Below are 12,196 nucleotides of genomic sequence, written 5' to 3'. Positions count from 1 at the left end.
TTCTCTCCCGGCGCGGTGGCTTTAGTTCTTCTCAAAGCCACCGTTCTCATCTTTATTTAGTCTAAAGTACAGTTATAAATAAACCTGACATTTGTTCCTTATCCCTCAACTGTTCGTAAGCCAAATCTGGCATAGTTGCCCGGTCATGGCTTAACACAATGCGATCGTTCTGGGCCGCCCAGTTGAGAATTGTTGGATCGTCAGCTTCTCGCAAACCAACATCCTGAACGCGAAGCAAGTCAAGGTCTGGCTGACGCAGAAAAAGCCCTCGAACAATATCGCCATTAAAATTTTCATCGCTCAACAGCCGCAGCATAGTTAATCCTCAAGATTGTTTTTGGGCTAACAAGCGCGATCGAATAACGCTGAGATCTGGTTGAATGCCTAACAAACGCTGATGGACGGAATCTGCTAATTGCTCGCGATAATTGAGATAAGCTTCTACTGCTTCTTGGTGTCGGAGATAATAGCCGATCGCACTATAGACATCGGACAATGACAGAGTTGAATAACGCTGCACAATAGATTCCGGCGACGCACCATCCTGAAAAGCTCGAATCACCAATTCCAGCAAAACTCTTGAGTTTCCCACCCGAATAGCACCTTTTCCATCTTCTCGGAAAGGAGGCGCTTCAACTTCCAAAACAAGATTCATCTATTAATATCCCCCAAAATTACGAGCGTATTTTTTCACTCTCCTCTTAAGATTATATAGCAGAAGGAAGAAGGTTTTCTCTTCCTTCTTCCCTCTTCCTTATATCCGTTACATCCGTTACAAAATCCGTTGCCGAACTTCCCTCTTCCCTCAAACTACGATCGCATCGCCTGTTTTTGCTCGGCCTTCAAATCGCGGTTGCTAGCAGCAGCCAACTCCGCATCCAACAGCGTCTTACCAGTCGCAGCCAAATACACATCATCCAAACTCGGCCGAGATTGAGCAATCCCAAAAGTAGGAAGTCCCGCATCTTTCAAAGCTTGCTGAATAGTCACCAGCGCATCACTTTGCGGTGTTACTACTAAATTGAGAGAATTTCCTTGAGCCGTATTGACAATTACTTCCTGCACAAAAGGCAGAGATTGCATCAGAGTTTTAGCTTTTTCGGCTTCTTCGATCGGCGAAAACTCCCGAATCCGCAGAGTCACCCGATCGCCCCCAACCCGATTTTTCAACTCCTCCGGCGTGCCCTCAGCAATCACCGTACCCTTGTCAATAATCGCCACGCGATCGGCCAAAGCGTCAACTTCTTCGAGATAGTGACTCGTAATCAAAACCGTCGTACCTTCCTCCCGCAAGCGGCGCAGGAAATCCCACACTACCACCCGGCTTTCAATATCCAGCCCGACAGTCGGTTCGTCTAACACCAAAACATCAGGCTGATGCAGCAATCCAGCAGCCAAATCCAAGCGTTTGCGGATACCGCCGGAATAAGTACCCGTCTTTTTATTTTCCCACTCCTCCAAACCGAGGAGTTTCACCATTTCGTCAATCCGCCCTTTAATCCTAGGGCGCGGCAAATGGTAAAGCGCTGCTTGCAGTTGCAGGAGTTCCCGCCCCGTCAGCACCTTATCGAGAGCCACTTCTTGGGCGACGTAGCCGAGTCTTTGTCTAGCAATTCTCGGCTGACTGACAGCAGAAATGCCAGACACTTCAATGCGTCCGCTATCGGGCGCACTCAAAGTACAAAGTACCCGCAGGGTTGTGGTTTTGCCTGCACCGTTGGGGCCTAGCAAACCAAATATTTCCCCCGGTTCTACCTTGAAGGAAACATCTTTAACGGCTTCTACAGTGCCGTAGCGTTTCTGAAGATTTTCAATTAAAACGGCGGGAGCCATATATTTTGGGGATGAACTGGTTGTTAATATTTTGACACTTCTGAGCTCAAATTGCCGGAATGGTCAATCGACTAATGCGACTGGCTGTGCTGGTAACGATCGCACACTCCTCCTCAACCGGAAACTGCTTATAATTTTGATTCTTAATATCACTTTAATAAATATTAACTTTATAGCGGTTTTCAACCCTGATCTTCATCAGTTTTCCCACACTCCAATCTCCCCTCTCAAATCCAAAAAATTATGAGTCTTGAGTTAATTATAACTTTTCAGTTAACAACTCAAAACTCACAAGTTTTCAACAAGTAGAGATGCACCCGAAACCTGTTATTTTTTAATTATCTCTACCTATAGGCAGATGTGTAGCGAGATTTTGATAATTAACACACTGGTCCAACACATCACACTTTCGAGCCAACTATTAAACACAAAAAACTTCCCTAATTGGCAAGTTCTACTTGTAACGAGTTTCCAAAAAATGTAACTGTAGGCCCGTGTTCTCAACCCCGATAGTTATCAGTAATTACCAATTCTTTAATCGAAAATCGAAAATCGAAAATCGAAAATGGTATTAACTCCCTTACAGAGAGTGGCTGCCACGTCTTTAATCGACAATTTTTACCCAACCGCGACGAACGTTGTACAGCAGTCGGTTGATGATGGCATACTCATCTTCATTCAGTGTTCTTTCTAAGAGTGCAGATCTGAGCTGTCTCCGGTCGTGGCGAGTCACGACGCTGGAGAACATGACCTGACCAAATAACTCTTCGAGTGTCATTTGGGATACTGACATGATAAACCTCCTAGTTGATTGAGACAGATAAAATTTTAACAGGCTTGTTGTATTTGTATTATGCACTCTGAGAGTGACTTCAAAGGCGATCGAACACATTGACACGGTGTGATTTTTTGGTTAAAAATCTGTGACCAAGACTTTGATGACAAGTGACGTGGATCTCTTAAATTGGTGATGCTTGTCACTAAAGTCAGGAGACAGTTGACAGTTGATCGAGGGAAGAAGCCCGATCGCCCGATCGCCAAATCTAAGCTTCGCCGATCGCCCTCAACAACTCTCCATCCCGTCCTCACCGCTTCTCAACCTTATTTTTCCCTATGCCAATTTTCCAGCTAATTGAGGCATCGGTCAATAGTCGCCACAACCGACTCGGCCAACTCTTTCAGCGCGTAACCCCCCTCCAAACCAAAAGCTATGCGGCGGGTGAGTTGCAGGCAGTATCCGGTGAAAGTACCGAAATCTGACGGCATCAGAGTCATGCTCGCCAGCGGATCAGACGCAGTAGCGTCATAACCAGCGCTGACAATCAACAAATCCGGTTCAAATTTTGACAAAAAAGGCACGACAAGAGATTCAAAGGCGCTCAGGTATTCAGCTATGCCGCTGCCGGGATACAGGGGAATGTTCAGCACGTTGTCGTAGGCACCGCGCTCCTCGGCATCTCCCGTTCCCGGATAGCACGGAGATTGATGCAGGGAACAGTAGGCAATTTGGCGGCAGCTTTCCACCAAAGATTGAGTGCCGTTGCCGTGGTGCACGTCCCAGTCGAGGACAGCGACGCGGTTGATTCCCGGCTGTTCCAAGGCGTAGTGAGCGGCGATCGCAGCATTGGAAAACAAGCAAAAACCCATCGCGCGGGCGTTTTCCGCGTGGTGTCCAGGCGGCCTGGCCAGCACAAAAGCCGGTTCCCCCGCAGCCACCACTCGATCGACCCCATCGAGCCAAGCACTCGCCGCTAGCAGCGCTACATCGTAACTTTCTGCTGAAATCGGCGTATCACCGTCGAGGTAGCCACCTCCCCGATGAGCCAAATGTTCGACTTCTTTGATGTATCTTTGCGAGTGAACTTTTTTGATAGCCGAGAACAGTTGTTGTTCGCGCTGCGCCACTGGGGTGGGCAGTTGCCACTCAATTTGAGCCGCCCAAGGAGCAGCTTTCAGAGCGTTGACGATCGCCGTTAAACGTTCTGGTCGCTCTGGGTGAAGCATTCCAGTCTTGTGTAGCAAGAAATCTTCGGAGTAGATGACGGGTAGCATCGGCTGATTTTAGATTTTAGATTTTAGATTTTAGATTTTTAGTTTGCTTTAAGAAGGCCTTCGGTTTTGTGAAATTACAATTGCGATCGGGAAACCCTTTTATTTTTTTAGATAACCCTCAAAAAAACTCACCAAAGCATGAAAGCCTTCCCCCTAAAAAACCATTTCTAGCTTTTGCCAATTGATGACTAAATCACCAACTGCCAACTTACGAATTTCCCTTGTTTCGCCCATTAATTTTTCTGGCAACTTTCCCATAAATTCAAAGGCAAATTGTGATATAATTTCAGGAGTAATTTGCAATATTTGGCAGCTCTACTGAATCCAAACCGATTTTATCGCATTTTTGAGATTTATAGCGGTCAAATTTAAATTTTTAACGGAGTTTTTCAACCTATGAGTATCTCTGAGTCGCGGATAATCCCGACGGATCTGGGTAATGAGATGTCCCGATCGTACTTGGAATACGCCATGAGCGTAATTGTCGGTCGGGCGCTACCAGATGCCAGGGACGGTCTCAAGCCCGTTCACCGACGCATTCTCTACGCCATGAACGAATTGGGCTTGACTCCCGATCGACCTTTCCGCAAATGCGCCCGCGTCGTGGGGGAGGTGCTGGGCAAGTATCACCCGCACGGAGATACAGCGGTTTACGACGCCCTGGTGCGGATGGCTCAGGATTTCTCCATGCGGGAACGCCTGATCAACGGCCACGGCAACTTCGGCTCCGTTGACAACGACCCGCCCGCTGCCATGCGGTACACCGAATGTCGCCTCACAGCTTTGACTAGCGACTCCATGCTGCGCGACATCGACTCGGAAACAGTTGATTTTGGCGACAACTTCGACGGTTCCCAGCAAGAACCCCTCGTACTCCCGGCACGCATCCCCCAAATTTTGCTCAACGGTTCATCGGGGATTGCTGTAGGGATGGCCACCAACATTCCGCCGCACAATTTAGGCGAAATAATTGACGGTTTAGTAGCACTAATTCACAATCCAGCAATTACTGACCTGGAATTGATGCAGTACATCCCCGGCCCGGACTTCCCCACCGGAGGGCAAATTCTGGGTAGAGGCGGCATTCGCGATGCTTACACCACCGGGCGGGGTTCGATTACAATGCGCGGAGTCGCTGGCATTGAAACCATCGAACATCCTGGCCGCCCCGACAAAGAAGCAATTATTATCACCGAATTGCCTTACCAAACAAACAAGGCAGCGCTAATTGAGAAAATTGCCGAACTTGTCAACGACAAAAGATTAGATGGAATTTCCGACATTCGCGACGAAAGCGATAGAGACGGAATGCGGATCGTCATCGAACTCAAGCGCGACGCCTATCCCCGCGTCGTCCTCAACAACCTCTACAAACAAACACCCCTCCAAGCCAACTTTGGAGCCAATATGTTAGCGCTAGTAAATGGGGAACCCCAACTACTTACGCTCTCCCAATTCCTCAATGTCTTCCTAGACTTCCGCATTGAGACAATTACTCGCCGGACTCAATACGAGCTCCGCAAAGCAGAAGAACGCGACCACCTTCTGCAAGGCTTATTAATTGCCCTAGACAACTTAGATGCAATTATTCACCTAATTCGCGCCGCAGCCGACTCCGCCGCAGCCAAACAAGAATTGATAGATAATTACGGTCTTTCAGAACAGCAATCCGACGCAATTCTGCAAATGCAGTTACGGCGTTTGACAGCATTGGAAGCGCAAAAAATTCAGCAAGAACACGAAGAATTGCGAGCAAAAATCGCCGATTTGGAAGATATCTTAGCGCGTCGGGAACGCATCTTAGAAATTGCCGAATTTGAAGCAGTCGAAATCCAAACCAAAATCGCCACTCCTAGACGCAGTGTGATCGAACACGCCGAAGGAGAAATCGATGAAAGAGATTTAATTGCCAACGAACAAGCAATTATTCTGATCACAGAACAAGGCTACATCAAGCGGATGCCGGTCAGCACTTTCGAGGCCCAAAGTCGCGCTACTCGCGGCAAAGCAGGCGCGAAAATGAAAGAAGACGACGGAGTAGAACATTTCCTTTCCTGCTGCGATCACGATAGCGTTTTGTTCTTCAGCGACAGGGGCGTAGTTTACTCTGTAAAAGCTTATCAAATCCCCGTCTGTTCCCGGACGGCCCGCGGCACTCCCGTGGTGCAACTGCTGCCGATTCCTATAGAAGAAAAAATCACTTCTATGGTGTCAGTCACAGAATTCACCAGCGAAGAATACTTGGTCATGCTGACTCGCGGCGGCTACATCAAGAAAACCGCACTTTCCGCTTTTGGTAACATCCGCACTAATGGATTAATCGCGATTTCTCTAGAAGAAGGCGACCAACTGCGCTGGGTACGGAGAGCAAAAGTTGGTGACAGCATCATCATCGGTACGCGCCAAGGGATGGCAATTCATTTCCGCACTAATCACGAACAGTTGCGCCCAGTCGGCCGCGCGACGCGGGGTGTAAAATCGATGAAATTGCGATCGGGCGATGAGTTGATTAGCATGGACATTTTGCCCAGTTCAATTGTTGCGGAAATTGCTGAACTGGAAACGGAAGATTCGGAATTTGAGGGAGCTAATATTGCTCAATTAGAAACTGGCGAATCGGAATTTGAAGGAGCAGAAATTGCTGAATTGGACACTGAAGATGCGGAAGTGGAAGATGAAGAATTAGAACTGCAAGCCGAGGAAATTGAAGGCGAAGATGTCGAAGAAATTTCGGCAGTTAGCAGCGAAGTTCCTTCAGTGTTGGTAATCACCACCAACGGCTACGGCAAGCGGGTTCCTGTTTCTCAATTCCGCCTACAAAGACGGGCTGGCAAGGGATTGACTGCTACTAAATTTAAGTCGAAAAAGGGTAAGGATCAGGTAGCTGCGCTGCGAATTGTCAACGAAGATGACGAATTGATGATCATTACCAACCGAGGTATTATTATCCGTCAGGCTGTGAGTGCAATTTCTACTCAATCGCGCACAGCAACGGGTGTGCGGGTGCAGCGGTTAGATGAGGATGATTCGATCGTAGCTGTGGCTTTAGTGCCGCCTGCTGGTGAAGAATCGGCCGAAGAATCGGAATCTGAGGAAGTGGCAGAATAGTCATAGGTTAATAGTTTGTAAGGTGCGCGCTGCGTACCTTACTGCTGAATGGTAAAAATGCGATCGCCCCTACTCTGAAGTTTTCCCTCAAAAGTCAAAGATTTTTTCCGGTGAGGTAATGATGAGTCAACTCCAAACCCAACTACTAACTGATACCTGGGTTACAGCGACTTGGGATGAATATATAGAAATTATTAAACAGCCGGAGTACGATCGAGCAAAATGCTACTACTACAACGGACAGTTGAGGATTGAAAGGGCAGCAGTCGGGGCTGATCATGCTGATGACAACGGAATTATCGTCATCTTAATCAATTTATTTGGTATTGCTAAAGGTATAAAAATGAGACTGCTGGTCAACTGTAGCTACGCCAAAACGGGTGTCCGAGGCGCTCAACCTGATGCTTCTTACTACATCGGAGACCGGGTACAAACGGCACCTCGCGGCAGTTCGGTAGTGAATTTGGATAGCGCAGTTTCCCCTGATTTAGCGATTGAAATTGCCGACAGTTCTCTCGTTGACGATTTGGGTACTAAAAGAATGATTTATGAAGAATTAGGAGTGTCTGAATATTGGGTAGTAGACGTACAAAAAGCGCAAGTTATTGCTTTCAAAATAATTGCTAACCGGGGAAGCGAACGGCTGACGGAATCTCAAGTTTTGCCGGGGCTAAAAGTTGCTTTATTAGAGGAAGGTTTGCGCCGCAGTCGCCAGACAGACAATACAGAAGTAGGCAACTGGTTTTTAGAGGAAGTTCGTGAGAATTGTCAATAGTGCGATCGACTGTATTCTTTTTTTTAACTGGAGGCTAGAAACCCGGTTTCTACGAGTTTTGCGAACAGGAACGAGGAATATAGGAAGAAACCGGGTTTCTGAGGTTTGCGTGTGTCCAGGACACGACAATGCCATGCCCGACGCTTGAATCGTTGACAATCGATCCGATAATTGCTATAGCATAATATAATCAAAAAGTTAATAGCAAAAGTCGGTAAAAATGCCTTATTTAACAGCAGCAAACGACATCAAAGCACTCATCGCTAAATTTTCTCAAGCTAAAATTCTGTGGGTGGATACAGAAATCGCTGACTATAAATCCAACCCCAGATTATCTCTGATTCAGGTGTTAGCTGACTCCACAGATTCCACGGGAGATGCCACTTTTCTACTAGATGTCTTGGATCAACCAGAATTGGCAAAAGATTTCATCAACCAAATCATGGTCAATCCAAATATTGAAAAAGTTTTGCACAACGCCAGCTATGACATCAGATTTATGGGCAATGACGACGCTCAAAATGTCACCTGCACATTGCAAATGGCGAGAAAGATTCCAGCTTACATTCTGCCCTTACCTAATCGACAACTCAAAACTTTAATAGAAACACTTTGCGGCATTGCTTATGTAGATAAAACAGAACAAAGCGGCGATTGGGCAAAGCGTCCCCTCACCCAGAAGCAGCTAGAATATGCCAAGATGGACGCGGTTTATTTAGCTGGAGTGCATCGCCGCCTGCTAGAAATCCTTGCCCAATGTTACCCCGAACCGGCAACGGAAAACTTAACTGCATTGGGCGAAAAATATCAGGAAATAGAATCTCGGTGGAAGCCACTAGACTCAGAAATTTCTGAAGTCAAAGAACGATTTAAAGCGGGGATGATGGCGCAAAAGCTTAAAGATAGTTCTTATTTTGAGCTTTCCAGTTCGATAACGATGAAAGTAGATTTTATGACGCTGGCAAGACTGACGCAAACTGAGGGAATTGAGTTAAATTTTCCAGTGACGCTGACGAAAGAAATTCAAAAACAGTTAGGCCAACTCATCGCCGATCCATCTTTAGAAGTTGAGGAGATTGCTAGTAGGCGCTTGAATTCCAACCTACAGCAACGGCGGAAATCTACTAAGAAAGTTGTACCGGAACCGGAGAGTGAGGATTTAACAGCATTGGGGGAAAGGTACAAAGAAATTTTGGCTGAATGGAAGTTGCTGGATTCTGAAGTTGAGCATCTGAAAGAGCGGATTAAAAAAGCAATGTTGGTGCAAAATCAGGAAAATACTCCCCATTTTAACTTATCTAGTTCCTCGATTTTGAAGGTAGATTTTGCTAGCTTAGCAAAACTTGCCCTATCTGTGGGAGTTGAGTTAGATTTTATGGTGACGCTGACTCAATACATCCAAAAGCGGTTAGGGGATGCGCTTAACAAAATTGATGTGCAAATTGAGTATATTACCAGTTGGCGAATGACGGCGAAGACTGTGGAAGATGAAGAGGAAGAAATTCCGTTTTAATTAACGTCAGTTCTGGTTAAGCAGAAGGAGGCAAAACCCAATCAAACCCAAGAGAGTGCTTCTTAGGTTGATGGCAATAGGCAATTAAACCACACAAAACATTCGCACAGAGGCGTTGCTTAATCAGGGTATGAAAAAATAAGTTTAAAATCCAGAAACTGTGTCGAAAATGGTTTCTATGACTTGCCTATTTTGCCTTGCATACCGTAAATCAGCAACGCCTATTTTCCTTTTATTCGGATCTTAATCAAGTCTTGTTCACCGCTGACCTTTTCCATCCACTCGACGGTATTGCCGGAGCAGTCGTTGGTCTCGCGTATGTAGTCTGCTACGGTGACAGAAATGTCAACGAGAGAACCTATTCTTCGCTGCTCAGCGACCGGTCATTTGCTCCAGCTTTTCAGGGTACCGAGACCCTTGCACCGCGATCTTGGAGGCGGCGTCATCGATGTCACGCACATCGTCAGATGTGAGTTCGACGGAGACTGCCCCAATGTTTTCATCCAAGCGATGCAGCTTCGTAGTGCCTGGGATTGGAACAATCCACGGTTTCTGGGCTAGCAGCCAGGCGATCGCAATCTGAGCTGGTGTTGCCTGCTTCCGTTCTGCAATACTACCGAGCAGATCAATCAAGGCTTGATTCGCCTTGAGAGCCTCCGGCGTGAAGCGAGGCAGGGTGCTGCGGAAGTCGGAACTGTCGAAGGTCGCATTTTCGTCGATCTTGCCGGTGAGGAAGCCCTTTCCCAGCGGGCTGTACGGGACAAGTCCGATGCCAAGTTCCTCAAGGGTCGGTATCACTTCCGCTTCAGGCTTTCTCCACCACAGCGAGTATTCGCTCTGAAGAGCCGTGACTGGCACAACGGCATGGGCGCGCCGAATCGTTTGCACGCCTGCTTCAGAGAGTCCAAAGTGCTTCACCTTACCTTCCTGAATCAGTTCCTTCACTGCTCCTGCCACGTCTTCGATCGGCACGTTCGGATCGACCCGGTGCTGATAGAGAAGGTCGATCGCCTCCACCTTCAGCCGCTTGAGCGAACCCTCCACGGCTTCCTTGATGTGTTCCGGTCGGCTATTGAGTCCGGGTGAACCCTTCATGCCACGAGGATCGGAATTCGGACTGATGTCGAACCCAAATTTAGTAGCAATGACCACTTGCCCGCGGAAGGGAGCGAGGGCTTCACCCACCAACTCTTCGTTTAAGTACGGGCCGTAGACTTCGGCAGTGTCAAAGAATGTTATTCCGCGATCGACGGCGGCCGCCAGAAGAGCAGTCATCTCCTGTTTGTCTTTGGGTGGGCCATAGGAAAAACTCATTCCCATACAGCCAAGCCCGATCGCCGAGACTTCCAGATTACTATTTCCAAGTTTGCGTTTTTGCATTTTTTGAACTCCTGTCTTTGAATTAAAGGTCGAAACTGTCTTACTTCACGCTCAAGGTTGTTATTGCTTGGATGGTTTCATGTTCAGCAAAGTAGGTTTGGAACGTTCAGGGCTTCGGGGGCGCTTCTACACCCGAAAAAACCAGCACTGCGTCTGGCAGACGTGCCCCACGAATCTCGATCGCCGAAACAGATCGGTTCAGTTCGGCGAGTTCGGCAGGCGTGAATCGAATGGCTGCCGCGCCGATGTTCTCGATCATGTGCGGCATCTGTGTCGTGCCGGGAATGGGGACGATCCACGGCTTCTGTGCCAAGAGCCACGCCAGCGAGATTTGAGCAGGAGTGGCTTGTTTCCGCTCAGCCCAGGTTTTGACTAATTCCACGATCGCCAGGTTGTGCGGCAGATTTTCGGGCGAGAACCGGGACTCAACGCCGCGAATGTCACCAGGAGCGAACCGCGTCTGGGCGTCAATGGCACCTGTCAGAAAACCCACACCAAGCGGACTCCAAGGAACAAAGCCGATGCCCAGTTCCTGGCAGAGAGGGATTACCTCTTCTTCCGGCCCACGCCAGAGCATCGAATATTCGTTCTGAACGGCGCTTACGGGCAACTCGGCATGAGCGCGGCGTAACGTTTTCAGCCCCATCTCGGACAGACCCCAGTGCAGAACCTTGCCTTGCGCCATCAACTCCTTGACTGCGCCGGCGACATCTTCAATTGAAACCTGTGGGTCAACTCGGTGCTGGTAGAGAAGATCGATGCGATCGGTGCGGAGGCGCTTGAGCATACCATCGACTACCCGCTTGATGTGTTCCGGGCGGCTGTTGAGTCCCGGACGGCGCTCACCGGTTTCTTGATCGATGTTCCAGCCGAACTTGGTTGCGATCGCGACCTGATCTCGGAACGGAGCCACGCCTTCGCCCAAGATTCGTTCCACCTCATGTGGCCCGTAAGCCTCCGCCGCGTCGTAAAAGGTGACGCCCCGGTCAAAGGCTGTCCGAATGATGTTGAACATCTCAGACCGGGTGGGGATGGTCTGTTGATAGGTGCGGCTCATGTTTTGGACGCCAAGGCCGACTGCAGAGACTTCCAGGGTACCGAGCTTGCGGCGTCCCTCAATCGTGGGCGACGACTCTCCGTCAGCGGGGCGATCCGCCGGACCAGACTGTGCACTGGCGGACATACGACTCAATAACGAGGCTGCGGCTAAGCCTACCCCTGCACCAAGAAATGTGCGGCGACCAGGCAGCGCGGGGCCGTGTTTTCCATTTCGACCTTTTCGTTTTTGCATGATTTTTCCTTTAAGGGCAATTACAGTCAAGATTCCACCGTAGGCAAGGTAGGACGGCCAGAGATGGAGAAGTTCCGCCCCGATCGCCGTTTTGGGTGGTGGCACTTTGATTTCGAGCACCAGCAGGGTAATGGCGATCGCAAAAACCCCGTCGCTGAATGCCTCCAAACGGTTAGTATCCACACTCACCTCCTCTGCGAGTAACGATTGCCAAATTTGCGCTTCTGTATGGTTGCTCCTTCTA

General features: G+C 48.5%; 12 protein-coding genes. 4 read left to right on the top strand and 8 right to left on the bottom strand.

Going from position 1 to position 12,196, the window contains the following annotated elements:
* Positions 1-61 precede the first annotated feature (61 nt).
* The 4 genes from QT979_RS23830 to QT979_RS23815 form a co-directional block, all read right to left on the bottom strand.
* Positions 62-316, bottom strand: coding sequence for a DUF5615 family PIN-like protein (locus QT979_RS23830; protein ID WP_333311881.1), 255 nt, complete (start codon positions 314-316; stop codon positions 62-64).
* Between the two features lie 9 nt (positions 317-325).
* Complete coding sequence (locus QT979_RS23825; protein ID WP_333311880.1) at positions 326-655, bottom strand: DUF433 domain-containing protein; 330 nt, start codon at positions 653-655, stop codon at positions 326-328.
* A gap of 155 nt (positions 656-810) precedes the next feature.
* A complete protein-coding gene (locus QT979_RS23820) occupies positions 811-1,833 on the bottom strand; it encodes an ATP-binding cassette domain-containing protein (protein ID WP_333244248.1) in 1,023 nt (340 codons plus the stop codon).
* Positions 1,834-2,437: 604 nt separating this feature from the next.
* Positions 2,438-2,626, bottom strand: a complete 189-nt coding sequence (locus QT979_RS23815; RefSeq protein ID WP_015175516.1) for a hypothetical protein — start codon at positions 2,624-2,626, stop codon at positions 2,438-2,440.
* A gap of 177 nt (positions 2,627-2,803) precedes the next feature.
* On the opposite strand from QT979_RS23815, the gene QT979_RS23810 reads away from it, so the two are divergent.
* Positions 2,804-2,965, top strand: coding sequence for a hypothetical protein (locus QT979_RS23810; protein ID WP_333311879.1), 162 nt, complete (start codon positions 2,804-2,806; stop codon positions 2,963-2,965).
* Here the strand turns inward: QT979_RS23810 and QT979_RS23805 are convergent.
* Positions 2,962-3,885 (bottom strand): histone deacetylase, encoded by a 924-nt coding sequence (locus QT979_RS23805; RefSeq protein WP_333311878.1) that lies wholly within the window; start codon positions 3,883-3,885, stop codon positions 2,962-2,964. The genes QT979_RS23810 and QT979_RS23805 overlap by 4 nt on opposite strands.
* Before the next feature lie 153 nt (positions 3,886-4,038).
* A complete protein-coding gene (locus tag QT979_RS23800; RefSeq protein WP_333209537.1) occupies positions 4,039-4,188 on the bottom strand; it encodes a hypothetical protein in 150 nt (49 codons plus the stop codon).
* A 93-nt stretch (positions 4,189-4,281) separates the two neighbouring features.
* Between QT979_RS23800 and gyrA the strand changes: the two genes are divergently transcribed.
* The 3 genes from gyrA to QT979_RS23785 all read left to right on the top strand — a co-directional run bounded on the left by gyrA (position 4,282) and on the right by QT979_RS23785 (position 9,281).
* A complete protein-coding gene (gyrA, locus tag QT979_RS23795) occupies positions 4,282-6,993 on the top strand; it encodes a DNA gyrase subunit A (protein WP_333209536.1) in 2,712 nt (903 codons plus the stop codon).
* A gap of 118 nt (positions 6,994-7,111) precedes the next feature.
* Entirely contained in the window at positions 7,112-7,768 is a 657-nt protein-coding gene (locus tag QT979_RS23790; RefSeq protein ID WP_333209534.1) for a Uma2 family endonuclease, read from the top strand.
* Between the two features lie 220 nt (positions 7,769-7,988).
* Positions 7,989-9,281 carry a ribonuclease D gene (locus QT979_RS23785; protein WP_333209533.1) on the top strand — a complete coding sequence of 431 codons (1,293 nt, stop codon included), beginning with the start codon at positions 7,989-7,991 and terminating at the stop codon, positions 9,279-9,281.
* Positions 9,282-9,653: 372 nt separating this feature from the next.
* Here QT979_RS23785 and QT979_RS23780 read toward each other — a convergent pair whose 3' ends face one another.
* Together QT979_RS23780 and QT979_RS23775 are read right to left on the bottom strand one after the other, a co-directional pair.
* A complete protein-coding gene (locus QT979_RS23780) occupies positions 9,654-10,661 on the bottom strand; it encodes an aldo/keto reductase (RefSeq protein WP_333209530.1) in 1,008 nt (335 codons plus the stop codon).
* A gap of 106 nt (positions 10,662-10,767) precedes the next feature.
* Positions 10,768-12,135, bottom strand: a complete 1,368-nt coding sequence (locus QT979_RS23775; RefSeq protein ID WP_333311877.1) for an aldo/keto reductase — start codon at positions 12,133-12,135, stop codon at positions 10,768-10,770.
* Positions 12,136-12,196: the final 61 nt, after the last annotated feature.

Source organism: Microcoleus sp. w2-18bC1, assembly GCF_036700365.1.
Classification (GTDB): domain Bacteria; phylum Cyanobacteriota; class Cyanobacteriia; order Cyanobacteriales; family Microcoleaceae; genus Microcoleus.
This window is presented reverse-complemented; position numbering and strand designations above follow the sequence as displayed.